Genomic DNA, 25,587 nt, shown 5'->3' with positions numbered 1-25,587 from the left:
GCACGCTGTCAGCGTAGGGCGATTCCCGCAGCGACCTCCAGCACGCAGAGCGCAGCGAGCCGCACGGTTCGACCGTCGGGGGTATCTGCGGTGGCGTCGACCTCGGCGAGGTCGACCGACTCGACCCGGGCGTCGGCGCCTGCCGCCCGCGCCGCCTGCCGCAACTCGTATGCGGAGATGCCCCCCGGCACCGATGCGGGGCAGCCGGGAGCCACCGCTCGGTCGCACACGTCGACGTCGAGATCGACATGGATCGGGCCGCCGCCCGAGCCCGCGAGCTCGAGCGCCTCGGCGAACACGTCGGACATGGGGCGACGATGCAGCTCGTCGCGGTGCACGACGGTGATGCCGGCGTCGCGGGCGCGGTCGGCGTACTCGCGGGAGTTGACGAAGTCGGCGATGCCGATCTGCACGATGCGGCGGCCGTCGAGACCCGCTTCGAGCAGTCGGCGCACGGGCGAGCCGTTGCTGACGCCGTCGCGCAGGTCGTAGTGGGCGTCGAGCGTGATGAGCCCCGCCGTCTCGAGCCGCTCGCCCCAGACTCCGAGCGCGACGGGCGAGGTCAGCGAGTTGTCCCCGCCGAGCGCGACGACGGTGCCTGCTCGGGCCGATGCAGCGGCGACCGCAGCGCGAACCCGCGCTTCGCCTTCAGGCCCGTCGGGTTCGCGGACATCGCCCGCGTCGGCGAACACGAGGTCGTCGAGCGAACGCGCGTCGCCGCGGCGGCCGCGGTCGGCCATGATCGTCGGGCTGTAGCGGCGCAGCGCCGCGCGGATCGCCGCGGGCGTCGCGTGGGCACCGGTCGGCGAGAGCGAGGTGCTGTGGGCCGGCACCCCGAGCAGGGCGAGGTCGGCCCGCGCCCCGGCGCCGAGCGCGTCGAGCGACGGCCAGTCACCGGCCCGTGGCCAGAGTGGATCGTTCGGAAGTGCAGCGGTGCCCATGGTCAGACGCTAGCAATGGCGGATGCCGCGGGCCGAGGCATCCGCCGATACCCGTGTCTGCGATACCGGACGCTCGCGTCGCTACTCGATCGACGAGCCGCGGAGCGCGTCGAGCAGCTCGCGCTCGCGATCGGCGCTGAGCCCGGCGCCGCGCTCGCGACCCAGCCCCTGACTGCGTTCCCACTCGAGGATCTCCTGGAGCAACCGGTCGAGCGGGCGCAGGCGCAGGCCCGCAGCGAGCGCTGCGGCGTTCGAACGGTCGAGGAAGGCGCTCCACTCGGGGTCGATGATCCAGAGCGGCAGCGACTCGGGGCCCGACCACTCGGCGACGCCCTGCTCGGCGAGCCACTCCGGCGAGACGGCGACGACCTCGCCCTCGTGCCCGCCGATCGCACGCGAGCGGTCGAGCCAGTCGCCGAACGTGGTGCGCTCGCCGACGGCGTTGTACGCACCGGCGAGCCCTCGATCGATCCCGTCGAGCGTGAACGCCACGAGATCGTCGATGTGGATCGCCTGCACGGCGTCGTCGAGGATGTCGGGCACGAGCATCGGATCGTCGCTGCGAGCGGCGCGTGCCACCCAGTAGCCGCCGCGGCCCGACGGGTCACCGGGTCCGACGATGAGGCCGGGGCGGACCACGAGCAGCCGATCGCCGAGGGCGTCGCGATACGCCCCCTCGATGGCGGACTTCGCCTCGCCGTACGTCTCCGCGGTCGACTCGTCGCCCTCGAGCGGCGGCATGAGCTCGGCCGACTCGTCGGCACCGGGTTCGTTCTGGGACGCGTAGACGTTGCCCGAGGAGACGAAGGTCCAGTGCCGGGCGTGCGGCGCCAGGTCGTGGGCGGCGTGACGTGCGAAGCCGGGCTGCCTGGTGACGTCGATGACGGCGTCCCACTCTCGGTCGGCGACGGCGTCGTAGGCGCCGGGCTCCGCGCGATCGGCCGCCACGAAGGCAGAGCCTTCGGCCGCCTCGCCCGCCTCCCCTCTCGCGAGCGAGGTGACGGCGTGCCCGCGACGCAGCGCCTCCCGGGCGAGTTCACGGCCGAGCCACTGGGTACCGCCGAGGATCAGGATCTCCATGCCGCCATCACAGCACGATGCGGATGTCGCGCGCGCCCCTGTTCTCGATCCGCGAACCCCGCGACATCCGCTGCTACCGTCGAAACAGTTCGTTCCGGCCCGGGAATAGTTCGGGCGAACAGACGTTTCCACCTGATGACAGATACCCCCTCGGGGTATAGGCTCGACTCGAGCTTGACGACGGAGGAAGATCGATGAGCACGACTCACGGCGGACGACACGAACACGACGAGCATGCCGGGCACGCGGGGCACGACACGAGTGCGCAGGACGCCGGGCACCAGCACGCGCCGGCGGCGACTGCGCCCGACCCGCACGCGGGGCACGACATGAGCGCGCACGACCCGCACGCCGGCCACGACATGAGCGGTCACCAGGGCCACGACCTGAGCAGGCACACGGCGCAGGATCCGCACGCGGGGCACGACATGAGCGCGCACGACCCGCACGCCGGCCACGACATGAGCGGGCACGGCGGCCACGGCGACCACGTCGGCCAGTTCCGCCGCCTGTTCTGGATCATGCTCGTGATCGCCGTGCCGACCATCGCATTCAGCCCGATGTTCGCCTCGATCCTCGGCTACTCGCTGCCCGACAACCCCGTGATCCCCTGGATCTCCCCGGTGCTCGGCACGGTCATGTACTTCTGGGGCGGCAAGCCGTTCCTCACCGGCGCCTGGTCGGAGCTGAAGGCGCGCAAGCCCGGCATGATGCTGCTCATCGGCCTCGCCATCACGGTCGCGTACTTCGCGTCGCTCGGCGCGAGCCTCGGCCTGCTCAGCCACCACCTCGACTTCTGGTGGGAGCTCGCGCTCCTCATCGTGATCATGCTGCTCGGCCACTGGATCGAGATGCGCTCGATCATGCAGGCGTCGAGCGCCCTCGACGCGCTCGCGGCCCTGCTGCCCGACGAGGCCGAGCGGGTGGTCTCGACGGGCTCGGCCAACGGGGTTTCGACAGGCTCAACCAGCAGCCTCGCAATCGAGACCGTCTCCCCCTCGGAGCTCTCGGTCGGCGACATCGTCATCGTGCGCCCCGGCGGCCGCGTACCCGCCGACGGCGAGGTCATCGACGGCACCGCCGCGATGGACGAGTCGATGATCACGGGTGAATCGTCGACGGTCGCCCGCGGCCCCGGGGCGCACGTCGTCGCCGGCACGGTCGCGACCGACACCGCGATCCGCGTGCGGGTCGGCGCGGTCGGCGACGACACCGCCCTCGCGGGCATCCAGCGCCTCGTCGCGCAGGCGCAGGCCTCGACCTCGCGTGCGCAGCGCCTCGCCGACCGCGCCGCCGGCTGGCTCTTCTGGTTCGCGCTCGGCGCCGCGGTGATCACCGCGATCGCCTGGACGCTGCTCGGCGACCCCGACGACGCCGTGATCCGCACGATCACCGTGCTCGTGATCGCCTGCCCCCACGCCCTCGGCCTCGCCATCCCGCTCGTCGTCTCGATCGCGACCGAGCGTGCGGCGAAGGGCGGCGTGCTCGTCACCGACCGCCTCGCGCTCGAGACGATGCGCACGGTCGGCGCGGTGCTCTTCGACAAGACCGGCACCCTCACGAAGGGTGAGCCTGCCGTGACGGATGCCGCGGCCGCACCCGGTCACGACCTCGACGAGGTGCTCGTGCTCGCGGCATCCGCCGAGGGCGACTCGGAGCACCCGCTCGCGAAGGCGATCGTCGCCGATGCCGCCCACCGCGGTCTCACGACGCGCGCAGCGCAGGGCTTCGAGGCCTCGGCCGCGATCGGCGTCCGCGCGGCGGTCGACGGCCGGGCCGTGCAGGTCGGCGGCCCCGGCATGCTCGAGCGCGAGGGCCTCGCGCCGCTCGCGGCATCCGTCGCCTGGGCCGAAGCCGGCTCGACGGTGCTGCACGTGCTCGTCGGCGGCGAGGTGGCCGGCGCCATCGCGCTGGCCGACGAGATCCGGCCCGAGTCGAAGGAGGCGGTCGACGCGCTCCACGCGCTCGGCGTGCAGGTCGTGATGATCACGGGCGACGCCGAGCCGGTGGCCCGCACGGTCGCCGCGCAGCTCGGCATCGACCGCGTCTACGCGGGCGTGCGCCCCGAAGACAAGGCCGCGAAGGTGCAGGAGCTGCAGCACGAGGGGCTCTCGGTCGCGATGGTCGGCGACGGCGTCAACGACGCCCCGGCGCTCGCGCAGGCGAACGTCGGCATCGCGATCGGCGCGGGCACGGATGTCGCGATCGCCTCGGCCGGCGTGATCCTCGCGTCGAGCGACCCGCGTTCGGTGATCTCGGTCATCGAGCTGTCGCGGGCGAGCTACCGCAAGATGTCGCAGAACCTGTGGTGGGCGGCCGGGTACAACCTCGTCTCGGTGCCGCTCGCGGCGGGCATCCTCGCCCCGATCGGGTTCGTGCTGCCGATGTCGGTCGGTGCCATCCTGATGAGCCTCTCGACCGTCATCGTCGCGGCGAACGCGCAGCTGCTGCGCCGCCTCGACCTCCGGCCCGAGGCCTCGACCCGGGCAGTGCTCGAGCGGGCGAGCTGAGGCGCGTCTGCTGGTTGAGCCTGTCGAAACCCCTCCTCGGGGTGGGTTTCGACAGGCTCAACCCGCAGGGCGGTGCGGCCATGCCGCCCACGCGCGGCGCGGGCCGAACGGGCCGGAGCCGCCGCCCTCGCTCGACCCGCGCTCGGTGCGGAACGACTCCCAGCCGCCGGATGCCTCGGCGAAGCCGCCCGACACGACGGCGTCGACGTGCTCACGCGCCGACCTCACCAGATCGGCCACGTGCTCGTCGCACGCGTCGCATCCGCAGACCGGCAGCGTCAGCCTCGTGAACTCGCCGACTCCGACGACGACGCCGGGGAACGAGGTGAGGCCGATCGTGATCGGCGCCGCGTCGCTCCTGCGCGGCCGCAGCCTGATCCCCGTGACGACCTGGACGCCCTCCGTGAGCCACCCGTCGAGGGCCGGCTCGTCGTCGCGCTCGACATCGAACTCCGCTTCGAGATCATCGGCGAGCGCCAGCGCGAAAGCATGCAGCGGGCGGTAGCGCTCGGTGTCGCCGACCCGACTGTAGGCCTCCTGCGGCGGGCCGTCGGCGCCCCACCGGCCGGGCTCGACCGGCAGCTCGTCGACGCGCGACGCCGCGCCGCGCCGCGGCGGCTCGAAGGCACGGCCGGAGCCGGGGTCTCCGTCGATCAGCCATCCTCCCGATCCACGAGCCCCGTCATGATCGCGGTGTCGGGGTCCACACAGGCCTCCTCGAGGGCGGCGTCCCATTCGGGGTCGTACATCGCCCGGTCGTTCGACGGGAACCAGCCCTGCTCCGGCCACTTCGCCACGAACTCGTCACGCGGTGGAGCCGGTGCCACGTCGATGGCGTTCTCGGCCAGGCACGGGCCGTAGTACTCGGTGAGGTAGTCGTAGATCCAGCCGAGCTGCTCGGCGTTCGGCGGCGCTGACGTGCGCTTCTCCGGATGCGCGACCCGGCAGGAGTACAACGCGATCGCCTCCTCGACCGTCGTCGTCGACGTGCCGATCGAGACGACGGGGCCGTCGGGGTCGGGGCCGGTGCGGCCCTCGTCGATCGGCAGTCCGGCGGCCTCGAAGCAGGCCCGCGTCACGTCGACGCGATTCTCGTCGGTCACGTACGCCTCGAACGCGACCTCGGGCCGCACCGCATCGGGATAGGTCGCCAGCACGGTCTGCCAGCCGCGGTCGGCCTCCGCGAGACGCGCGGCCTCCACGTCGGCCTCCGTGAACGGGTCGCCCGCCGGCCAGGGTGCGAACTCGGGCATCGGGATGGTGACGACCTGCGCCGCGGCATCCGTCGGCTCGGGGGTCGCCGTCGCCTCGTCGGCCCCCGCGCTCGCACTCGTGCAACCGGTCATCGCCGCCAGCATGACCAGCGCTGCAACCGCCACGGATCCCTGACTTCTGCGCATGCGCGCACCTCCGCCGCGAACCTAACAGGGCGATGCGCGGCGGCGCCAGAGCCCGCACTGCGGGTTGAGCTTGTCGAAACCCGGCCCCGGGGGCGGTTTCGACAGGCTCAACCCGCAGAACCCGACAGGCTCAACCCGCAGAACCCGACAGGCTCAACCCGCAGAACCCGACAGGCTCAACCCGCAGAGCGCTCAGACGTACTCGAGCAGCTTCTCGATCATGATGATGCGCCGGGCAGCCTCGATGAGCGCGAGGTGCGAGAACGCCTGCGGGAAGTTGCCGAGGTGCTGCCCGGTCTCGGTGTCGAGCTCCTCGGCGAGCAGGCCGAGCGGCGAGACGACGTGCAGCAGCTTCTCCATGAGCGCGTGGGCGCGTGCGCCCTCGCCGATGATCGTCAGCGCCGACACGAGCCAGAACGAGCAGATGAGGAACGTGCCCTCGCGACCCGTCAACCCGTCGTCGGTCTCGTCGGTGCGGTAGCGGAGCGCGAACCCGTCTTCGGAGAGCTCGTCGGCGATCGCGAGCACGGTCGCGCGCAGTCGCTCATCGTCGGGCGGCAGGAACCCGTAGATCGCCGCGAGCAGAGCGGATGCGTCGAGCGCATCGGTGCCGTAGTGCTGGCGCAGCACGCCCCGCTCGCTCACTCCCTCGGCGAGGATGTCCGCCGCGATCTCGTCGGCGACCCCGCGCCAGCGCACCGCCGACTCGGCGTCGGCCACGACCGCGGCGAGCTTCGAGGCGCGGTCGAGCGCCACCCAGCACATGATCTTCGACGACACGTAGTGCTGCGGCGCCCCGCGCGCCTCCCAGATGCCCTGGTCGGGCTCGCGCCAGGCGGCCGTGGCGCACTCGGCCTGCGAGCGGATGAGCGGCCAGAGCGCGCGCGGCACCCGCTGGCTGCGGTGGGCGTGCATCAGGATCGCGTCGAGCACGGCGCCGTACAGGTCGTTCTGACGCTGCGCGAACGCGCCGTTGCCGGTGCGCACGGGCCGGGCGCCCTGGTAGCCCGTGAGGTGGTCGAGCGTCGTCTCGGTGAGGTCGCGTCGCCCGTCGATGCCGTACATGATCTGCAGCGAGCCGTCGTCGTTGGCCTCGAGCCCAGAGAGGAACTCGACGAACTCGTCGGCCTCCCAGTCGAGGTCGAGGTAGTGCAGCGCCTGCACGGTGAACGACGAGTCGCGGATCCAGTTGTAGCGGTAGTCCCAGTTGCGCTCCCCGCCCGGCGTCTCGGGGAGCGAGGTCGTGAGGGCGGCGACGGTCGCCCCCGTCGGCATGTAGGTGAGCCCCTTGATGGTCAGCGCCGAGCGCTCGAGGGCCTCGCGCCACGGGTGGTCGGGGATCGTCGCGTCGCCGAGCCAGTCGCGCCAGTACGTCGTCGTCGAGTCGAGCTCGGCCGCGGCCTCCTCGACCGTCGCGGGGCCGGCGAGGTCATCGGCCCACGAGAGCGAGCAGAAGGCCCGATCGCCGGCGTGCAGCGTATGGCGCGCGCGAACGTGACCGCCCTGCACGCCGAGCAGGAGGTCGGAGCGCAGGCGCAGCGACATCCCCCCGCCGCTCGCGGTCGCTTCGTGCTCGTCGTCGGCGTCCCACTCGGCGCCGACCCTCCCGTAGTCGAAGACCGGCTCGCAGAGCAGCTCCATCTCGACGTGCCCGTCGAGGCACGTCACGGTGCGCACGAGGCAGTGCGCGGCATCGTCGTCGGCGGGCGCCCGGGTATGCGGAGTGGTCGTGTCGGGCTCCGATCGCGAGACGATCGTGAGCGCGTCGCGCACCTCCGCCCAGCCGGTCGGTGTCTTCCACGTCGTCACGAGCACGTTGGTGCCCGGCTCGTACGCGCGAGCCGAGGGCGCATTGACGTCGAACGGGCCGAACCGGAAGTAGCCGGCCTGCCGGTCGAGGATCGTCGCGAACACGCTCGGGGCGTCGAACCGCGGCGGGCAGAGCCATCCGATCGTGCCGTCGGGCGCGACCAGGGCACCGGTGTGGCAGTCGGAGAGGAACGCGAAGGAGGCGATCGGCGGGAAGGGCGACCGGGCGACGGCGCCCCGCATCTGCGGAGCCCGCCCGCCGGTCACGATGCCTCCGGTGACGGTTTCCGGGCGGGCCGGGTCATGCCGTCGACATCGGTGTCTGTGCGTTCCATGGGGCCTCCGAGCACGGTGGGTCACGGGTGGGGGCCGCGCCGCCGTCGCCGCCGCGTCGTTCCCCCACCTCGACCGTAGCCCTTCGGGTCACCCTTCGAGCAGCGCCTGCATCCGTTCGATCTCCGCCGTCTGGGTCGCGACGATGGCCTCGGCCATCTCGATCGCGCCCTCGTGCGAGCCGCTCGCGAGCTGCTCCTCGGCCATCTCGACCGCACCCTCGTGGTGCTCGATCATCTGCTCGAGGAAGAGCTGCGATGCGGTGGCCGCATCGGCGGCTTCGAGCGCGGCGAGCTCGTCGCCCGTCAGCATGCCGCTCATCCCGTGGCCGCCGCCGGGCATCTCGCGCGGGGCATCCCACTCGTCGAGCCACGCCTCGAGCTGGGCGATCTCGGGGCCCTGCGCCGCCTCGATCTCCTCGGCGAGCGCGGCGACCTCGGGGTCGAGCCCCGCCTTCGCGAGCACGATGCCGCTCATCTCGAGCGCCTGCTCGTGGTGCGGGATCATCATCTGCGCGAACATGACGTCGGCCGCGGTGCCGGCGCCCGCGGGCGCCTCGGTCTCGGTCTCAGTCGTCGAGTGGCCGTCGTGGCCGCCGCCCGTGGCGCCGCCGGCGTTCGCGGCGCAGCCCGCGAGCGCGAACAGCCCGGCGACTCCGAGGGCGATGCCGGGCAGGGTGCGTGCGATGCCGCGGCGTCGCACGGTCGCACGAGCGCCGGCACGAGCCCCGGCGCTCATCGCTCCGCCACCCGGTATCCGGCCTCCTCGACGGCTGCGGCGATCGCAGCGTCGGAGATGGGAGCGCTGCTGCGCACCGTCACGCCGGAGACGCCGCCGTTGACGAGCTCGACCTCGACGGCGTCGACGCCGTCGATCGCCGTGAGCTCCTGGGTCACGTGGGCGACGCAGCTGCCGCAGGTCATGCCCGCGACGCCGAAGCTCGCCTCGACGAGCGAGGCGTCGACTGCGGTACCGGCGGGAGCCGAGGCATCCGTCGTCGTGTCGATCGCGCAGCAGGAGCACCCGCCGCCGTCGAGTTCGATCTCGGTCCTGCCTTCTGGTGCGAGCGTCATGGTTCGATCCTTTCGTCGGTCGCCACCACTATACCCCCCTAGGGTATTAAGGACGCAAGTCCCGACCACGTGACAGCATGAGTGGAAGAAATTCTCGGAGCGATGTCGATCCGGCCGTCGCCCGTTCGACGCCAGAGTGAGGCGGGCACTTCGGCCCCCTCCCACGAAGGAGAGAACGACCATGAAGTACATGCTGATCATGCGCTCGAACGACGCGGCGGTCGAGGACTACGAGAACCTCGACTTCACCGAGGTCATCGCCGCCATGGGCGCCTACAACGAGTCGCTCATCAAGGCGGGCGTGCTGCTCGGCGGCGAGGGGCTGACCGATGCGAAGGACGGCTTCGTCGTCGACTTCGACTCGACTCCCCCGGTCGTCACCGACGGCCCCTACGGCGAGACCAAGGAGCTCTTCAACGGCTTCTGGATCATCCAGGCCTCGAGCCCCGAAGAGGCGGCCGAGTGGGCCAAGCGCTGCCCCCTGGGTCCGGGCTCGAAGCTCGAGGTGCGCCGCGTCACCGAACTCGAGGACTTCCCTCAGGACAACGAGTGGATCCAGAAGGAGGCCGGCTGGCGTGCAGAGGCCGAGGGTCGCCTCGGCACCGCGAACTAGGTCGACACCATGACCGAGACGGATGCCCCGGGCACGGGCGAGCGGTCGGCTGACGCTGCAGCCGACGCCGCGGCCGACCGCGCCCGGCGCGCCGTCGCCGCCGTCTGGCGCATCGAGTCGCCCCGCATCGTGGCGACGCTCACGCGGTTCGTCGGCGACGTCGGCCAGGCGGAGGACCTCGCGCAGGAGGCGCTCGTCGAGGCCCTGCGGCAGTGGCCGGCCGAGGGCGTGCCGAACAACCCCGGCGCGTGGCTCACCGCGGTCGCGAAGCGCCGGGCGATCGACGGATGGCGCCGCCGCGAGCGGCTCGACGAACGCTACGCCGCGCTGGCCCGCGACCTCGAGCAGCAGGGCGCCGAGGCATCCGACACGTTCTGGGACCCCGACACCATCGACGACGACGTGCTGCGGCTCATCTTCGTCTCGTGCCACCCGGTGCTCTCGCGCGAGGCGCAGATCGCGCTCACGCTGCGCATCGTCGGCGGCCTCGGCTCGGAGGAGATCGCGCGCGCGTTCCTCGTGCCGACGGCGACCGTGCAGCAGCGCATCGTGCGGGCCAAGAAGACCCTCGCGGCGGCCAAGGTACCGTTCGAGGTGCCCGAGCCCAACGAGTACGCCGAGCGCCTCGGCTCGGTGCTCTCGGTGCTCTACCTGATCTTCAACGAGGGATACCTGCCCGCAGCGGGCGACCAATGGGTGCGACCGGATGTCTCGGCCGAGGCCCTCAGGCTCACCCGCATGGTCGCGGGCCTCATGCCCCGCGAGCCCGAGGCCCAGTCGCTCGTCGCCCTCATGGAGTTCACCGCCTCCCGCTTCGCGGCACGCACCGCCCGCGACGGCACGCCGGTCCCCCTCGACGAGCAGGACCGATCCCGCTGGGACCGCGCGCAGATCGGGCGCGGCCGGGCGGCGCTCGCACGCGCCGACGCCATCGGCCGCGGACGCGGGGCGTACGGGCTGCAGGCGGCGATCGCCGAGTGCCACGCGGTCGCGCCATCCGTCGACGACACCGACTGGGCGCGCATCGTGCTGCTCTACGAGGCGCTCGGGCGGCTCGCGCCGTCACCCGTGGTCGACCTGAACCGTGCGGTCGCGGTCGCGATGTCGACCGGGCCGGCGAGCGCGCTGCGCATCGTCGACGAACTCGTCGCGAACGGCAGGCTCGCGGGCTACGCCCCGCTGCCCGCTGTGCGCGGCGAACTGCTGCGCCGGCTCGGCCGCACCGACGAGGCGCGGCGCGAGCTCGAGACCGCCGCGCGGCTCACCGGCAACGAGCAGGAGCGGGCCTCGCTGCTCGCGAAGATCGCCGCGCTCGCGCCGCCGGCGCCGCCCGCGGGCTAGGCCTCGAGACCGGCCCGCGACCTCATCGCTCGGCCGCCGGCGTCAGACGCCGCCGGGCGCGTCCCCGTCGCCGTCGTCGTCGGCATCGGATGCCTCGGGCTCGACAGGCTCGGCAGGCGCAGCAGTCTCGGCCGGCCCAGCGGGCGCGGCAGGCGCAGCAGTCTCGGCCGGCCCAGCGGGTGCGGCGGGCGCGACAGGTCCAGCGGGCGCGGCAGGTGCCGCAGCGGCACCGGCGACGGCGAGCGCCGGCACCGGGGCATCCGTCTCGCCCGCAGCCTTCGCCGCCCGCTTCGCCCGGCGCCGCTCACGCCCGCCCTCGACGATGTTGTAGAGCACCGGCAGCACGACGAGTGTGAGCGCGGTCGACGACACGAGGCCGCCGATCACGACGAGCGCGAGCGGCTGCGAGATGAAGCCGCCGTGCCCGGTGATGCCGAGCGCCATCGGCAGCAGCGCGAAGATCGTCGCGAGCGCCGTCATGAGGATGGGGCGAAGACGACGGGAAGCGCCGTGCACGAGGGCGTCGCGCACGTTCATGCCGCGATCTCGATACTGGTTCACGAGGTCGACGAGCACGATCGCGTTCGTCACCACGATGCCCACGAGCATCAGCACGCCGACGAGCGACGCGACGCCGAGCGGCACGCCCGAGATGACCTGCAGCGCGATCGCACCGGTCGCCGCGAACGGCACCGACACGAGCAGCAGCAGCGGCTGCAGCAGCGAGCGGAACGTCGCGACCATCACGATGTAGACGATCAGGATCGCCGCGAGGAGCGCCAGGCCGAGCTGCGAGAACGACTCCTGCTGGTCGGCGCTGACGCCGCCGATCGACGCGGTCGTGCCGGCGGGCAGCTCGACCGAGTCGACCGCGGCGGCCACGGCCCCGCTCGCCGTGCCGAGGTCGTCTCCCGCAGGAGTCGCCGAGACGGTCGCGCTGCGGAGGCCCTGCACGGTCGTGACGGATGCCGGTCCGTCGACGTTCTCGACGGTCGCGAGCGTGTCGAGCCGCACGAGGCCGGCGGGCGTCGGCACCTCGAGGGCCGAGAGCTCCTCGACCGTCGCCGGGGCGTCGTCGGTCGTGAGGTAGATCGTGAGGGTCTTCTCGTCGATCACGACAGTGCCCGCGCGTTGCGGCTGCATCGCGGCGGAGACGAACCCGCCGAGGGCGACCTCCGAGTAGCCGGCGGCTGCGGCATCCGCTCGGTTCACCTCGACGGCGACGTACGGCTGGGACTCGGCCAGGTTGGAGGTGACCTGCGCGAGCGAGTCGATGCCGTCGAGTTCGTCGACGACGGCGTCGGTCGCCGCCTGCAGGTCCTCGGCGTTCGAGGCGGTGATGTCGACCTCGATGTCGCTCGAGGCGCCGAAGCCGCTCGAGGCGGCGAGGGTGACCTCGCCGACGTCGTCGAGCGAATCGAGGTCGTCGCGCACGCTCGCCTGCAGGGCGTCCTGATCGGCGTCCTCGTCGGTCGTGACCGAGTACGTGATCGTCGCGCCGCCGCCGCCGAACGCCGCGGTGAGGCCGCTGCCCGAACCGATCGAGGTCTGCACGGTCTCGACGCCCTCGGTGTCGCGGATCGCCTGCTCGACGGGCTGGGACGCCGCGTCCATGGCGTCGAGGCTCGTGCCGATCGGCAGCTCCTGCGTCACGCGGAAGGTGTTCTGCCCCGAGGAGCCGAGGAAGTTCGTCTTCATGAGGGGGATCATGGCGATGGTGCCGCCGAGCACGAGGCCGGCGACGACGAGCGTCACGACACCGTGCTTCAGGGTCCACTCGATGATCGGCAGGTAGCCGCGCTGGAGGCGCGAGGGGTGCTCGAGCTCGTCGGCCGGCGCGACGGGCTTCGGCTGCACGGCCGTCGCGGTCCGGGCGGCGGCGCCCGCGCCCGACTTCGCCGGGAGACCCGTCGACCCCGTCTCGTCTCGGAGCTCGGGGGCGAGCCAGACGTCGTCGACGAACGCGGCGGCCGCGATCTCGGCGTCGTCCTCGTGCTTGGCGAGCTTCGCGGGCTTCAGGAACCAGTACGCGAGCACCGGCACGATCGTGAGCGAGACGAGGAGCGAGGCGACCAGGGCGATCGTGACCGTCAAGGCGAACGGACGGAACAGCTCGCCCGTCACTCCCTCGACGAGCGCGAGCGGCAGGAACACCGCGACCGTGGTGATGGTCGAGGCGGTGATCGCGCCGGCGACCTCGCGCACGGCGTGCACGATCGTCGCGGCCTTGTCGACGCCCTCGATGAGGTGCCGCTTGATGTTCTCGATGACGACGATGGAGTCGTCGACGACGCGGCCGATGGCGATGGTGAGCGCACCGAGCGTCAGGATGTTCAGCGTGTAGTCGGCGGCCTGCAGCCCGATGAAGGTGATGAGCACCGACGTCGGGATCGAGATCGCGGTGACGAGTGTCGCACGCACCGACATCAGGAAGACGAGGATCACGATGACCGCGAACAGGAGCCCGAGCAGGCCCTCGGTCGCGAGCGACTCGATCGACTGCTCGATGTAGGGCGCCTGGTCGAAGACGACCGTGAAGGTCGCGCCCGGGTTCGTCGTGTCGAGCGAGGACTCGAGGTCGGGCAGCAGCGCCGTCACGGCGTTCGACACCTCGACGGTGTTCGCGGCCGGGAGCTTCGTGACCGAGATGGTGAGGGCGGGCTCGCCGTTCACGCGCGAGATGCTCGAGACGGGGTTGTCGGTCAGTTCGACGGATGCCACGTCGGCGATCGTGATCGCCGCAGGCGCGCTCGTCGTGGCGCCGGCACCCTCGGGCAGTTCGGTTCCGTCGGGCAGGGTCGCGCCGTCGGGCGGCGTGGCGGCGTCGGTCGGCGTCTCCTCCGAGGCATCCGGCACCTGTTCGGTGGCACCGAGCACGGGGAGCTCGGCGATCTCGTCGACGCTGCCGATGCGGGTGCCCGTCTGCACGGCGAACGTCGAGTCGCCCTCGGTGATCGTGCCTGCGGGCACCAGCAGGCCGTTCTGCTGCAGCGCGTCGCGGATGGCCTGCTGGGTGATGCCGTACGCCGCGAGCTTCGCGGGGTCGGGCGTGATGGTGACGCGCTGGCCGATCTCGCCGACGAGGCTCGCCTCGCGCACGCCGTCGACATCGGTGATCTCGGGCAGGGTCGTGCGCTCGAGCTCGTCGGAGAGGGCGCTGATGTCGTCGGCGCCGGTCACCGCGATCTGCAGCACGGGGAAGTCGTCGAGGCTGAGGGCGATGACCTGCGGGTCGACGTCGTCGGGCAGCTGGCCGGCGATGCGATTCACGGCCGAGAGCATCTTCTGCTCGGCGAAGGCGAGGTCGGTGCCGTAGGTGAAGCTCGCGGTGACGCGCGACAGGCCCGTCGAGCTCGTCGTCGAGGTCGACTCGAGACCCGTGATGCCCTGGATCGCGGTCTCGATCGGGGTCGAGACGTCGGTGTTGACGATGTCGGGCGACGCACCCGGGTAGCTCGTCACGATCGACAGCTGCGGGAACTCGATCGACGGCGCCAGCTCCTGCTTCAGGCTCGTCAACGAGATGCCGCCGAAGATCGCGACGACGACGGTGATGAGCGCGATGAGGGCACGGTTCTTCATGCTGAGCGCGGCGAGCAGGTGCATTGCTCGATTCTCGCAGGCGCGGTCGCCTCGGATATCACATGCCGGTGAAATTCACGCGACATCTGCGTTCGGCATTTGGCGACCCGGTCCCAACTGTCCCCCATCCGGGGGGTATCTTCGCGAGAAGGACCCCCCGTAGGGTGGCCAGCAGGGGAACGAAGAGGGGTGGCGATGAGCTCCGCGGATGCTGCACGGCAGGTGCCGTGGCTCCGCTACGTCCTGCTCGCGGCGTCGCTGACCGCCGTCTGGCTCGTCATCTCGCTCTTCTCCAGCGCCCCGGGCGCCTCGGCCGACGAACGCGACTCCGGCAGCGGCCTGCTCGGCACGGTCGGCTCGCTGCTCGGCGGCGTGACCGAGGTCACGGGAGCCGTCGGCGGCGTCGTGGACGACGTCGTCGAGACGGTCGTCGCCCCGGTCGACCAGATCGTCGAACCCGTCGTCGAGGTGCTGCCCGAACCCGTGGCCGAACCCGTCGAAGCGGTCGTGCCCGATGCAGTCGACACCGTCACCGAGACCGCGAACACCGTGATCGGCGGCGGCAACACGGCCGTCGGCACCATCGTCAACGGCGTCACCGGCACCGTTTCGGGCATCGCCGGAGGCGACACCGTCAGCGGCATCACGACCCCGGTCGCGGGACTCGTCGACGGCATCGTCGATGAACTGCCGATCGTCGGAGCACTGCTCCCGAACGGAACGGTCGGCGGGGTGCTCGGCCCCGTGGCCGGCCTCGTCGACGACACGCTCGGCACCGTCGTCGGTACCGCGCCGGCCCTGCCCACCGACGGCAGCGGCGTGCTCCCCCAGCTTCCGTCGATCCCGCTGCTTCCGGGCGGAACCGACGGCACCGACCCCGGCGAGCCCGTCGGTCCCGGGGGCCAGGTTCCCGGCGAACCGGCGCCGCCCGGCCGCACCGGCGCACCGCCCGGCACCGCAGCAGGCGGGCAGAACGCCGTGCTCTCGAGCACCTCCGGAAGCACGGGCACCACGAACCTCGCACCGGCCATCGACTCCGCGATCGGCGCCATTGCGCCGTCGGACGGCGGCTCGCCGGGTGGCGACGGCTCGCCCGCCCTCGGGGCACCGGCGCTCGGCCTCGGCGGTTCGGGCACGGGCGCCGCGGGCAGCGGCGGCGGCGCGGCATCCGGAACTTCAGACGCGGCGTACGCCGCCCTCGAACTCGACGCGCTCGCGTCGCTGGCACTCCACTCGGTCGACGACGCGCTGCCGTCGTCGCCGGTCTACGACACCGACTCCACCCCTGACTGACGGGGGCCGTTCCGCCTGCACGTGAGGCGGAAGACGGTCATCGCTCCCTGCCCTGGGAGCGAGCTCACCCATCAGTTCAGGAGGACTGGATCATGAAGAAACTGCTCTTGAGGGCGCTGTACGCGACCCTGTTCGCGGGGGGCCTCTCGCTCCTCGGCGCCGGAGTCGCCCATGCGTCGGAGACGACGGGCGACGACGGCATCCTGTCGGGAACCCAGGCGGGCATCTCGATCGACCTGCCGATCACGCTCGGCGGCAACGCGATCTCGCTCATCGGGGACTCGTCGTCGCAGGACGCGGCGACCGAGGTCACCGGCGGCGACGCGGCCGAACCGGCCGCCGTCACCTCGGGTGACGACGGGATCGGCTCCGGAAGCCAGGCGCTCATCGACGTGTCGGTGCCGGTGACGATCGGCGGAAACGCCATCTCCGTCATCGGCGACTCGTCGACGGAGGACCCGGCGACCGAGGTCGCTCCGGCACCCTCGCCCGCTGCGGACGAGGGCGCAACGGCGCCGGTTGCGGCCGAGACGAGCGGGGTCGACTCCCTGCTCGGCGGCACGCAGGCACTCGTCGACGTGTCGATCCCCATCACCCTCGGCGGCAACGCCATCTCGCTCATCGGCGACAGCAGCAGCGCCGATGCCGGGACGGCGGTCGAGTCGGGAACCGGCTCGGAGTCCGGCTCGGGCACGGACGCCGCAACCAGCGGCGACGACGGGGTCCTGGGCGGCACGCAGGCGATCATCGGCGCAGCGGTGCCGATCACCGTCGGCGGCAACGCCGTCTCGCTCATCGGCGACTCGACGAGCGAGGGCGCGGCCACGAGCGTCGGTTCGGGCTCCGGCTCGAACGGCGGATCAGCCGAGACCAGCGGCGACGGCTCGATCCTCGGCGGCACGCAGGTGCTGCCGAGCCTCGGGCTGCCGGTGACGGTCGGAGGCAATGCGATCTCGGGCGTCGGCGACAGCACGTCGACCGGCGCCGAGACGGTCGTGACGCCAGGAACCGGGGGCGGTTCGGCGACGACGGATGGGAACGGCGGGCTGCTCGGGGGAACACAGCTGCTGCCGAACCTGTCCCTGCCCGTGACGATCGGCGGCAATGCCGTCTCGGTGATCGGCGACAGCGAGACCGACGGGTCGACGACCATCGTCGACCCCGTCGACCCGGTGGACCCGGTGGACCCGGTCGACCCGACGGATCCCACCGACCCGACGGATCCGACCGACCCGACGGATCCGACCGACCCGACGACGCCCACCACTCCGGGTGACGGCGGCGGCTCGACGGTCGCCTCGGGAAGCGGTTCGGGCGGATCGGGCGACGGCGCGGACGCGTCGACGCTCGCATCCACGGGCGCCGACGTGTCGGGCCTCGGGCTCGCGGCACTCGCGATGCTCGCGGGCCTCGTGCTCGTCGGGTTCCGCCGGTTCGCGCTGAAGCGCTAGCAACGGGATGGGCCCGGCGCCGCCCTACCGGCGCCGGGCTCGCACCCCTGGCAGATCACTGCCCCACAGACTCCGTGCCGCAGACCCGTGCGGCACGGCAGGCCGCGGTGTGCCCGTGCCGCGACCGGTCGGGGCGGCCCGACGAGCGCACTCGTCGAGCCGCCCCGCACTCCGCTACGCCGCGCGGCGCCGAGCGATCAGCACGGATGCCGCACCCGCGAGCAGCACGAGCACGGCCACCACGATCGCGGCGGTCGGGTCGATGCCGGTGCTCGCGAGATCGGCACCGCTCTCGGAACCTTCGGCGCCGTCGACGCCACCGGGCGCAGCGGTCACGGTGATCGCCGCCGTCACCGTGGTGCCGTCGGCCAGCACGGCGACGATCGTGTGCGCACCGGGCGCCGTCGCGGCGGGGATGCGCGCCGTGAAGGCGAGCGCACCGTCGGCCGAGGCCGTCGCCTCGCCGAGCACGACGGGGTCGGAGTGCAGTTCGAGCCGCACCGCGGAGCCGGCCGCGAAGTCCGCACCGCGTACCTCGAGGGAGCCGCCCGCGACGACCGATCCGGCGCCGAGCACGAGGCTCGGCGCATCGGGTCCGCCGGGCTCTCCCGGTCCTCCGTCGCCGCCGGGGAAGACCTCGTCGGCGGCGCCGAGGCGCAGGAACACGGTCTCGCCCGTGGCATCCTTCAACCCGTCGTTGTCGGTGACGCCGTAGAGCGCGCCATCGGCGGCGACCGCGAAGCCCTCGAGCTTCTCCTGCGTCCAGCCGCCGCTCGCGCGGAGCGCCGGGAGCACGTCGATCGCCGTGGTCTTCTCGAGCACCGGCAGCGTGCCCGGCGCCGGCACGGTCGCCGGGATCTCGACGCGGCTCACGCGCTTGACCGCGGCGGCGGGGCCGTTGAGCTTGTCGCGCTCGATCACGGCGAGGGTGTCGTCGTCGATCGCGGTGATCTCGGAGAGCCCCATCCAGTCGCCGGCGACCGCGGTGGTCTCGAGCGGGTAGCCGAACCACGACCAGGCACCGGATGCCACGTCGTAGCGGCCGAGCCGGGCGAGGTTCGCACCGTCGACGGTCGCGGCATCGGCGCCCGTGACCGCGGGGTCGCTCCACAGCGGGCGCTGCAGCGCCACCCAGAGCTGCTCGTCGGCACCGCTGCCGGTGGAGGTCACGCCCTCGAGACCCCACTTCGCGAGGTGCGCCGTGACGTCGGCCGGCAGCGCGACGGTCTCGACGACGGCTCCGGAGGCATCCGTTCGCAGCACGCGGTTCTCGGCGCCGGTGGCTCCCTCGATCGCGAGCCAGAACCCGCCGTCGGCGCGTGCCTGCAGTCCCTCGATGTCGAGCGCCACGGGCACTCCGCCATCGGTCACGGGCAGGGCGGAGGTGATGCGCGCCGGAGTCTGCGTGACATCGACGGTGTAGACGGTGCTGGGCGAGACGGCGACATCGCTCGCGGCGTAGACGACGCCGGCATCGCTCGGGTGACCGCTCAGCGCACCGAGCGCCGCCCAGCCGATCGGCGCGCCGCCGACGACGTCGGAGACGATGCTCGGCTGCGCGGGCTGCGACGACGTCTCGGCGCCGAAGGCGTACAGGTTCACCGCGGCGCGCACGCCGGTCGACGCGTCGTCGGTCTCGCTCGAGACGACGAGCAGGTCGCTGCCCGGCACCGGCAGGATGCCCTCGGGCCCGTTGGTCGCGAACAGCAGCTGACGGAACTCCGGGGATGCCGCGTCGCTCACGTCGTAGACGGCGACGAAGTTCGATCGCTCGCTCGCGACGAACACGTACGGCACGCCGTCGAACTCGGCGACGGCGAGGCCCTCGGGCTCGCTGCCCTTCTTGGCGGCGCGGTCGTCGTTGTACAGGCCGTGCTGCACGGCGAGGTGCTCGAACGAGTTGCCGGCGTCCCACACGACGTCGCCGGTTCCCGCATCGAAGACGGTCCAGCCGCGGGTGCCGCCCTTCCAGTCGCCCTCGTTCGCGGTCGCCAGCCGGTCGTCGCCGATCCACGCGATCGAGTCGGGTTCGCGCGGGGTCTGCCCGATCGATCCGGTCAGGTCGATGCGCTTGTCCTTCTTCGTGTCGATGCCGGTGACGGAGACCGATCCGGCCGAGAAGGCCCGCACGACCTCGCGCGTCGGCAGGTCGACGATCACGATGCCGTTGTTCTCCTGCAGCGTCACCGCGAGCTGGTTCTTCGCGTTGATCGTGACGTACTCGGGTTCGGGGTCGGTCGGGGTGTCGAGACCTGCCGCGGCGATCACCGCGATCGGCGAGCCGTCCTCCTCGAGGAACGGCACCGCGTCGATCGACCAGGCGGCGGGGTCGGCGCCGAGCCCGAGCACTTGCACGAAGCCCCCGGGCAGCTGCGGCAGGTCGCCCTTCTTGCCGCCGGGCGGCGTGGCATCCTCGTCGCGCTGGTTCTCGATCGCGATCGCCGCGTAGGCGCCGTCCTTCGAGATGGCGATCGAGTCGGGCTGCCCGTCGAGGTCGATGCTGCGGACCACGCTGCGGTCGTCGGCCCGGATCACGTCGAGCCGGCCGGCGGGCTCGGTGAACGCGCCGCCCGTCTCGTCGATGACGACGAGGAGGTACTCGCCGTAGGCCGCGACCGAGGTCGGCTGGTCGTCGGCGTGGCCGAGCGATGCGAGTTCGATGGTGCCGTCGCCGACCGGGTTCGACGGATCCGTCACGTCGAGGAACCCGATGCGCTTGCCGAGCGCGTCGGTGTAGACCACGGTCGAGCCGTCGGGAGTGATCGCCGAGATCTCGGCGACGGTCTCCGCCGCGGGGTCGACGCCCTCGGGCAGGTTCTGGAACACGGGGTACGTCGCCGTGCGATGGAAGGCGGAGGCGCCGGGCACGGCCACGGCGGGCACCGCGACTGCGGACCCGGCGAGCGCGCCGCCCGCGATGACGGATGCCACGGCGAGCGCGGCGACGGACAGGGGGCGTACGGACATGTCGGGCACACTCCAGCGGGTCGAGGCAGGGGAACGCCGTCAGGCTCGCCCAGCCGGGCGACCGGCCGGTGGGAGCGAGGTGGACGGCGGGTGCCCGGCACGTGAACAACCGGATGCGAGCGCCCGGCGCGTCAGACACTCGACGCCCGGCGCGTCAGTCGCCCGCCCGCCCCGCGGCTCAGATCACCGAGGCGAGCAGGCTCTGGTCGGGCACCGGGGCCGCCCCCGAGAGCGAGTGCCAGGCGCGGGCGAGCGCCTGCACCGCGGCATCCGTCGTCTCGGCCGGATAGCAGATGGGCAGCCGCAGGAAGCGCTCGAACGCCCCGTCGATGCCGAACCGCGGCCCCGCGGCGATGATGAGCCCCTGCGAGCGCGCGGCGAGCGCGAGCTGCGAGCTCACCGCCGCGCCGAGGCCGACCCAGGTCACGATGCCGCCGTCGACGTGCGGCACCTGCCACTCGGGGAAGGCCTGCGCGAGCAGCCCCTCGAGCCGGTCGCGCCCGGCGCGAAGCTGTTCGCGGCGGAGGTCGAGGATGTCGTCCATGTGCGGCAGCGCACGCGTCACCAGGAGCTGCTCGATGATGGGCGTGCCGAGGTCGCCCGGCGACCGCACGGCGAGCAGTCGGCGGATGAGCGGCCGATCGGCGCGGATCCAGCCGACGCGCACGCCGCCCCAGACGGTCTTGCCGACCGAGCCCACCATGATCGCCGGACCGTAGGCGGCCATCGGCAGCAGCGACTCGGGTCGATCGATGTCGAGTTCGCCCGTCGTCTCGTCGGCGACGATGACCGTGCCCTGCCGCGCGGCCGCGTCGAGCACGCGCGCTCGCGTCTCGGCGCTCATGGAACGGCCGGTGGGGTTCTGGAAGTCGGGCATCAGGTAAGCGGCGACGGGGTTCGAGTGCCCGATCGCGCGCACGAGGGCCTCGGACTCGGCACGGCCGTGCTGGTCGGCACCATCACGCGGCGCCACTCCGACAGGCACGAGCCGGGCGCCCGCCGCACGGAGCGCCTCATAGGCGTGCGGATAGGTCGGCGCCTCGATGATCGCCCGGTCGCCGCGACCGATGAGCGCCCGCGAGAGCAGGGCGATCGCGTGCTGCGCGCCGATCGTGACCATGATCTGCTCGGGCGTCGTCGGCAGCCCGCGCGCCGTGTAGCGATCGGCGATCGCCGCGCGCAGTGCCGGCGTGCCGATCGGGTCGAACCCCGCGTCGCCGAGATGCTCGGGCAGGTCCTCCACGGCCTGCCGTGCGAGGTCGGGCAGCCACGGCAGGGCGGTCGGGGCCGCCTTCGAGAAGTCGATGTAGTCGGCGGCCGGAGCGGGGGGCAGCACGGTCGGTGCGCCGGGCAGTCGTGCGACGCTGCCCGAGCCTCGCACGCTCAGCACGAGACCCTGTTCGCGCAGGTGCCGATAGGCGGCGGTCACGGTGGTGCGGCTCAGTCCGAGTCGCTCGGCGAGGTCGCGTTCGGCGGGCAGCCGGGTGTCGACGGGGATGCGCCCGTCGAGCACGAGCAGGCGGATGCGTTCGGCGAGCGCGTGGTACGCGCTGCCGGCGCCGCTGCGCCAGTCGCCGAGCAGGTTGTCGAGCGCTCGTGCGCTCAGGGTGGACTCCGCCATTCGAGCCACTTTAGACGAATTGGCTCTTTGCGAACAGGCCAATCATGCAATTGGATTGCAGAATGCCCCGCTCCATCCGCTTCGCCACCGCCGATTCGACGCCCGTGCTCGTGCGCCGCTTCGTCCAGCTCTTCGTCGGCCTCCTCCTCTACGGCATCGGCATCGCACTCATCGTGCGCGGCGAACTCGGCGTCGCCCCGTGGGACGTGCTGACCCAGGGCATCGCGAAGCAGACCGGCCTGCAGTTCGGGCTCATCACCGTCATCATCAGCGGGTTCGTGCTGCTGCTCTGGATCCCGCTCCGACAACGGCTCGGCTTCGGCACCATCATGAACGCGCTGCTCGTCGGGCCGTCCGCCGATCTCGGCCTCTGGCTCATCCCGCCGGGCCTCGACCTCTGGGTGCGCGTGCTGCTGCTGCCGGCCGGCATCGTCGTGCTCGCCATCGCCACGGGCCTCTACATCGGCGCGCATTTCGGGCCCGGCCCGCGCGACGGACTCATGACGGGCCTGCACCGCGTCACGGGCTGGAAGATCTGGATCGTGCGCACCGGCATCGAACTCGTCGTGCTCGCCGCCGGATGGCTGCTCGGCGGCAACGTCGGCATCGGCACCGTCGCGTTCGCGCTGCTCGTCGGCCCGCTGTGCGGGATCACCATCCCGATGTTCGCGATCAAGCGCCCCGCCACCACCACACCGGCGACCGAGCCGGACGTCGAGCCGGCGGATGCCGCGGCGCCCGCGAGGTCCGACGCGCCTGCGTCCGTGCCCGCACCCGCGTCCCTGCCATCCGCCGAGCCCGCGGCCTGACCGCGCCGAGACGGCAGTCGCCCCCGAGGTCGGGACACCTCGGGGGCCACTGCACCTCCGCGCCGAAGGCGACGAAGCGCTCGAGCTAGAGCTCGCGCTCCGCGTATGCGATCATCGCGTCGCGCACGAACTCGGCGCCCTCCCGGCCGCCGTAGTTCGCGCCGAAGCGCTCATCGGCCACGTACATCTCGGCGAGGCCGAGGAAGTACTCCTTGCTCGGGCCCGCGCCGCCGCCGCCGGGCGTGCCAGGAATGCCGCGCAGCCAGTCGAACTGCCGTTGCGCGAGCGCCTGACCCTCGTCGCCCGCGGGGTCGATGCCCCGCTCGAACGCCGAGATCCAGTCACGGCCCAGCTGCGACATCCGCTGCTGCCAGGCCGCCTTCTCGTCGGCGCTCATCGAGCGCCACCACGCGTCGCTCTTCGCGTACGCGTCCGTGCCCCACCGTTCCTCGACCTCCTCCCTGTACCGGGTGTGGTCGAAGCCGTCGAACATGTTCTCCGCCATGAGTCGTTCACCTCCTTCCAATGCATCGATGGTGTGCTCGACCGACGCGATCTGCCGCGCCAGCCGTAGCTGCTCGCCGCGCAGCCACTCGAGGTGGCTGCGCAGGGCGTGCGGGGCGCTCGCCTCACGGTCGAGCACCTCGCCGATCGCGGGGAGTCCGAGCCCGAGCTCCCGCAGCAGCAGGATGCGCTGCAGGCGCACGAGCGCGGCGTCGTCGTAGTGGCGATACCCGTTCGAGCCGATGCGCGTCGGGGCGAGCAGCCCGATGTCGTCGTAGTGACGCAACGTGCGGCTCGTCGTGCCGGCGAGCTTCGCGATCTCCTGGATCGACCAGTCCACGGCGTGCTCCTCTCTCGTGATCGGGGCGCCTCGCCCCACAACGACCACGGTAGATCTTGACGCTGCGTCAATGTCAAGCACGCGAGGTATCCGCTCACCCCGTCATTCCGGCGGATATACGATCCGCCACCCCGCGCCGATCGAGCCGCTCTCGGCGCGCCGGATCGTATATCCGCCGGAATGGTCGACTTGCGTCGAGCGCAAACGCGATATATCGTGTTCACATCACACACGCGATATATCGCGTCACAGGCTTCGAGGGCAGCGGATGCCGCGGCATCCGCACCTCGCACGCAGAACGCAACCGCGACAGAAGGAGCACCGCATGTCCATCGAGAAGTGGGTCATCAACCCCGGAGAGACCCGGGTCATCGACCTCGAACTGGTTCGCAAGCTCAAGGTCAGCCTCATCGGCGGCAAGGTCGACGTGATCGCCCACGACGAGCCCGGCGCCCGCATCGAGGTCTCCAACGTCACCGGCAAAGACCTGAAGATCGAGATCGACGGCGACTCCCTCGAGATCGACCACCCGCAACTGCGGTGGGACAACTTCATCGACGTCTTCAAGGGCTGGGCCGGCAATGCGAAGGCCGAGGTGTCCATCCTCGCGCCGCGGCACGTCGTCATGAAGCTCGGCATGGTCTCGGGCGACGCGCTCGTCTCGGGCTTCACGACCGATGCGAAACTCAGCACGGTCTCGGGCGACCTCGTGCTCGACAACCACGAGGGCGACGTCGAGCTCTCGACCGTCTCCGGCGAGGTCTCGGCCGGCAACCACACCGGCCGCATCACCGCGCACTCGGTGTCGGGCGAGGTCGTCGCAACTGGAGACATCCGCTCGTTCAACGCCGACACGGTCTCGGGCAACATGATCCTCGACGCGTTCGGCACACCCGACCGCATCGACACCAACACCGTCGCGGGCGACCTCACGGTGCGCTTCGCCCCCGGGTCCGGCGCCCGCTACCGCATCAACACGGTCGGCGGCACGGTGCTCATCGACGACACGACCATCAGGGGCATGCTCGGCAAGGGCTTCGAGCGCGTCACCGGCGAGCTCTCGGGCAAGTGGCTCGACCTCGGCGCGAACAGCGTCTCGGGATCGATCTCGGTCATGCGCCGCGAGAAGGCGAGCACGACAGCGGATGCCGCGGGCACGAGCCACGGCGACACCGCAACCGGTTCGGGCTCGAGCGGCGACGAGGCATCCGCATGACCCCGCCCGTCTTCGCCCACGGCAGTCTGCGCCTCTATCTGCTCGCACTGCTCGACGAGCAGCCGCGACACGGATACGAGCTGATCCAGGCGCTCTCCGACCGTTTCGGCGGCACCTACAGCCCGAGCGCCGGCACGATCTACCCGCGACTCTCGAAGCTCGAGGAAGAAGGCCTCGTCTCGAAGTCCGCCGACGGCCGCAAGACCGTCTACGAGATCACGGATGCCGGCCGCGCCGAACTCGAATCTCGCCGCGACGAGCTCGACGGCATCGAGAACGAGGTCACCGACTCGGTGCGCCGTCTCGCCGACGGCGTGCGGGCCGAGGTCAACGACGCGATGCGCTCGCTTCGCGCCGAACTCGCGAGCGCTGCCCGCGAGGCCAAGCGCTCATCGACGAAGACCTCGGCATCCGCCGCGAGCACGGCCGGTGGCGCCGGCGAATCGACGTCGTGGGGCGGCGACGCCCGAGCCGAGACGAGCCGCGCGGTGCACGAGGCCGACCTCGTGCTGAGCGAGTTCCGCCAGCAGTTGCGCACCGACCTGCGCACGCGGGCGAGCCGCGGACGGGTCACGCCCGAGACCGTCACCCTGCTGCGGGCGCGCCTCGCACAGGTGCGTGCCGACGTGCTCGCCACGCTCGGCGACCACTAGTCGCGAACTCCCCCCTGAACCGGGCGGCGCCTCCCCCGGGGCGCCGCCCTT

19 protein-coding genes are annotated in these 25,587 nt (G+C 72.1%); 8 read left to right on the top strand and 11 right to left on the bottom strand.

Translation table 11 applies throughout. The features are described from left to right. Positions 1 to 8: 8 nt before the first annotated feature. Both BUR99_RS07425 and BUR99_RS07420 read right to left on the bottom strand, forming a co-directional pair. Positions 9 to 941: an arginase family protein gene (locus BUR99_RS07425; protein ID WP_074259748.1), complete on the bottom strand. Its 933-nt coding sequence runs from the start codon at positions 939 to 941 to the stop codon at positions 9 to 11. 81 nt (positions 942 to 1,022) lie between these two features. Further along, complete coding sequence (locus BUR99_RS07420) at positions 1,023 to 2,021, bottom strand: NAD-dependent epimerase/dehydratase family protein (protein ID WP_074259747.1); 999 nt, start codon at positions 2,019 to 2,021, stop codon at positions 1,023 to 1,025. 194 nt (positions 2,022 to 2,215) lie between these two features. On the opposite strand from BUR99_RS07420, the gene BUR99_RS07415 reads away from it, so the two are divergent. After that, on the top strand, positions 2,216 to 4,531 hold the full coding sequence (locus tag BUR99_RS07415; RefSeq protein ID WP_084183787.1) for a heavy metal translocating P-type ATPase: 2,316 nt from the start codon (positions 2,216 to 2,218) through the stop codon (positions 4,529 to 4,531). A 57-nt stretch (positions 4,532 to 4,588) separates the two neighbouring features. Here the strand turns inward: BUR99_RS07415 and BUR99_RS19910 are convergent, their stop codons facing one another. The 5 genes from BUR99_RS19910 to BUR99_RS07385 all read right to left on the bottom strand — a co-directional run bounded on the left by BUR99_RS19910 (position 4,589) and on the right by BUR99_RS07385 (position 9,146). Further along, positions 4,589 to 5,266 (bottom strand): DUF6226 family protein, encoded by a 678-nt coding sequence (locus BUR99_RS19910; protein WP_143231529.1) that lies wholly within the window; start codon positions 5,264 to 5,266, stop codon positions 4,589 to 4,591. Then, positions 5,185 to 5,931, bottom strand: coding sequence for a hypothetical protein (locus tag BUR99_RS07400; protein WP_143231528.1), 747 nt, complete (start codon positions 5,929 to 5,931; stop codon positions 5,185 to 5,187). The genes BUR99_RS19910 and BUR99_RS07400 overlap by 82 nt, the downstream gene beginning before the upstream one ends. A 192-nt stretch (positions 5,932 to 6,123) precedes the next feature. Next, positions 6,124 to 8,007 (bottom strand): glycoside hydrolase family 15 protein, encoded by a 1,884-nt coding sequence (locus tag BUR99_RS07395; RefSeq protein WP_200802702.1) that lies wholly within the window; start codon positions 8,005 to 8,007, stop codon positions 6,124 to 6,126. Between the two features lie 156 nt (positions 8,008 to 8,163). Next, positions 8,164 to 8,811 carry a DUF305 domain-containing protein gene (locus BUR99_RS07390; RefSeq protein ID WP_084183785.1) on the bottom strand — a complete coding sequence of 216 codons (648 nt, stop codon included), beginning with the start codon at positions 8,809 to 8,811 and terminating at the stop codon, positions 8,164 to 8,166. After that, on the bottom strand, positions 8,808 to 9,146 hold the full coding sequence (locus BUR99_RS07385) for a heavy-metal-associated domain-containing protein (RefSeq protein WP_074259742.1): 339 nt from the start codon (positions 9,144 to 9,146) through the stop codon (positions 8,808 to 8,810). Before BUR99_RS07385 ends, BUR99_RS07390 begins: the two co-directional genes overlap by 4 nt. A 181-nt stretch (positions 9,147 to 9,327) precedes the next feature. Here BUR99_RS07385 and BUR99_RS07380 point away from each other — a divergent pair, with 181 nt between their 5' ends. Continuing rightward, a complete protein-coding gene (locus BUR99_RS07380) occupies positions 9,328 to 9,759 on the top strand; it encodes a YciI family protein (RefSeq protein ID WP_074259741.1) in 432 nt (143 codons plus the stop codon). A gap of 9 nt (positions 9,760 to 9,768) precedes the next feature. After that, a complete protein-coding gene (locus BUR99_RS07375) occupies positions 9,769 to 11,100 on the top strand; it encodes an RNA polymerase sigma factor (protein ID WP_074259740.1) in 1,332 nt (443 codons plus the stop codon). Positions 11,101 to 11,142: 42 nt separating this feature from the next. Here the strand turns inward: BUR99_RS07375 and BUR99_RS07370 are convergent, their stop codons facing one another. Further along, a complete protein-coding gene (locus BUR99_RS07370; protein ID WP_074259739.1) occupies positions 11,143 to 14,706 on the bottom strand; it encodes an efflux RND transporter permease subunit in 3,564 nt (1,187 codons plus the stop codon). Between the two features lie 171 nt (positions 14,707 to 14,877). On the opposite strand from BUR99_RS07370, the gene BUR99_RS07365 reads away from it, so the two are divergent. Next, on the top strand, positions 14,878 to 15,975 hold the full coding sequence (locus BUR99_RS07365) for a hypothetical protein (RefSeq protein ID WP_074259738.1): 1,098 nt from the start codon (positions 14,878 to 14,880) through the stop codon (positions 15,973 to 15,975). Between the two features lie 92 nt (positions 15,976 to 16,067). Further along, positions 16,068 to 17,426, top strand: coding sequence for a hypothetical protein (locus BUR99_RS07360; protein ID WP_074259737.1), 1,359 nt, complete (start codon positions 16,068 to 16,070; stop codon positions 17,424 to 17,426). Positions 17,427 to 17,600: 174 nt separating this feature from the next. Here the strand turns inward: BUR99_RS07360 and BUR99_RS07355 are convergent, their stop codons facing one another. Next, positions 17,601 to 20,393, bottom strand: coding sequence for an esterase-like activity of phytase family protein (locus BUR99_RS07355; RefSeq protein WP_074259736.1), 2,793 nt, complete (start codon positions 20,391 to 20,393; stop codon positions 17,601 to 17,603). 178 nt (positions 20,394 to 20,571) lie between these two features. Beyond that, a complete protein-coding gene (gene yczR / locus BUR99_RS07350) occupies positions 20,572 to 22,014 on the bottom strand; it encodes a MocR-like transcription factor YczR (protein ID WP_074259735.1) in 1,443 nt (480 codons plus the stop codon). A 62-nt stretch (positions 22,015 to 22,076) separates the two neighbouring features. Between yczR and yczE the strand changes: the two genes are divergently transcribed. Next, positions 22,077 to 22,823 (top strand): membrane protein YczE, encoded by a 747-nt coding sequence (gene yczE, locus BUR99_RS07345; RefSeq protein ID WP_074259734.1) that lies wholly within the window; start codon positions 22,077 to 22,079, stop codon positions 22,821 to 22,823. Between the two features lie 85 nt (positions 22,824 to 22,908). Here the strand turns inward: yczE and BUR99_RS07340 are convergent, their stop codons facing one another. Then, positions 22,909 to 23,667 (bottom strand): MerR family transcriptional regulator, encoded by a 759-nt coding sequence (locus tag BUR99_RS07340; protein ID WP_074259733.1) that lies wholly within the window; start codon positions 23,665 to 23,667, stop codon positions 22,909 to 22,911. A 325-nt stretch (positions 23,668 to 23,992) separates the two neighbouring features. Here BUR99_RS07340 and BUR99_RS07335 point away from each other — a divergent pair, with 325 nt between their 5' ends. After that, positions 23,993 to 24,883: a DUF4097 family beta strand repeat-containing protein gene (locus BUR99_RS07335; RefSeq protein ID WP_074259732.1), complete on the top strand. Its 891-nt coding sequence runs from the start codon at positions 23,993 to 23,995 to the stop codon at positions 24,881 to 24,883. Next, positions 24,880 to 25,536 (top strand): PadR family transcriptional regulator, encoded by a 657-nt coding sequence (locus tag BUR99_RS07330; RefSeq protein WP_074259731.1) that lies wholly within the window; start codon positions 24,880 to 24,882, stop codon positions 25,534 to 25,536. Before BUR99_RS07335 ends, BUR99_RS07330 begins: the two co-directional genes overlap by 4 nt. Positions 25,537 to 25,587: the final 51 nt, after the last annotated feature.

It is taken from the genome of Agromyces cerinus subsp. cerinus, from assembly GCF_900142065.1.
Taxonomy (GTDB): domain Bacteria; phylum Actinomycetota; class Actinomycetes; order Actinomycetales; family Microbacteriaceae; genus Agromyces; species Agromyces cerinus.
The sequence above is the reverse complement of the archived record's forward strand: the minus strand, read 5'-3'. Positions and strand labels throughout refer to the sequence as shown.

What these genes read in the sequence shown, in the direction of transcription:
- BUR99_RS07330 (WP_074259731.1), top strand. Translation starts at nt 24,880, where the DNA reads ATGACCCCGCCCGTCTTCGCCCACGGCAGTCTGCGCCTCTATCTGCTC.
- BUR99_RS19910 (WP_143231529.1), bottom strand. Translation starts at nt 5,266, where the DNA reads ATGGGACGCCGCCCTCGAGGAGGCCTGTGTGGACCCCGACACCGCGAT.
- yczE (WP_074259734.1), top strand. Translation starts at nt 22,077, where the DNA reads ATGCCCCGCTCCATCCGCTTCGCCACCGCCGATTCGACGCCCGTGCTC.
- BUR99_RS07425 (WP_074259748.1), bottom strand. Translation starts at nt 941, where the DNA reads ATGGGCACCGCTGCACTTCCGAACGATCCACTCTGGCCACGGGCCGGT.
- BUR99_RS07420 (WP_074259747.1), bottom strand. Translation starts at nt 2,021, where the DNA reads ATGGAGATCCTGATCCTCGGCGGTACCCAGTGGCTCGGCCGTGAACTC.
- BUR99_RS07355 (WP_074259736.1), bottom strand. Translation starts at nt 20,393, where the DNA reads ATGTCCGTACGCCCCCTGTCCGTCGCCGCGCTCGCCGTGGCATCCGTC.
- BUR99_RS07400 (WP_143231528.1), bottom strand. Translation starts at nt 5,931, where the DNA reads ATGCGCAGAAGTCAGGGATCCGTGGCGGTTGCAGCGCTGGTCATGCTG.
- BUR99_RS07380 (WP_074259741.1), top strand. Translation starts at nt 9,328, where the DNA reads ATGAAGTACATGCTGATCATGCGCTCGAACGACGCGGCGGTCGAGGAC.
- BUR99_RS07365 (WP_074259738.1), top strand. Translation starts at nt 14,878, where the DNA reads ATGAGCTCCGCGGATGCTGCACGGCAGGTGCCGTGGCTCCGCTACGTC.
- BUR99_RS07385 (WP_074259742.1), bottom strand. Translation starts at nt 9,146, where the DNA reads ATGACGCTCGCACCAGAAGGCAGGACCGAGATCGAACTCGACGGCGGC.
- BUR99_RS07370 (WP_074259739.1), bottom strand. Translation starts at nt 14,706, where the DNA reads ATGCACCTGCTCGCCGCGCTCAGCATGAAGAACCGTGCCCTCATCGCG.
- yczR (WP_074259735.1), bottom strand. Translation starts at nt 22,014, where the DNA reads ATGGCGGAGTCCACCCTGAGCGCACGAGCGCTCGACAACCTGCTCGGC.
- BUR99_RS07375 (WP_074259740.1), top strand. Translation starts at nt 9,769, where the DNA reads ATGACCGAGACGGATGCCCCGGGCACGGGCGAGCGGTCGGCTGACGCT.
- BUR99_RS07390 (WP_084183785.1), bottom strand. Translation starts at nt 8,811, where the DNA reads ATGAGCGCCGGGGCTCGTGCCGGCGCTCGTGCGACCGTGCGACGCCGC.
- BUR99_RS07415 (WP_084183787.1), top strand. Translation starts at nt 2,216, where the DNA reads ATGAGCACGACTCACGGCGGACGACACGAACACGACGAGCATGCCGGG.
- BUR99_RS07335 (WP_074259732.1), top strand. Translation starts at nt 23,993, where the DNA reads ATGTCCATCGAGAAGTGGGTCATCAACCCCGGAGAGACCCGGGTCATC.
- BUR99_RS07360 (WP_074259737.1), top strand. Translation starts at nt 16,068, where the DNA reads ATGAAGAAACTGCTCTTGAGGGCGCTGTACGCGACCCTGTTCGCGGGG.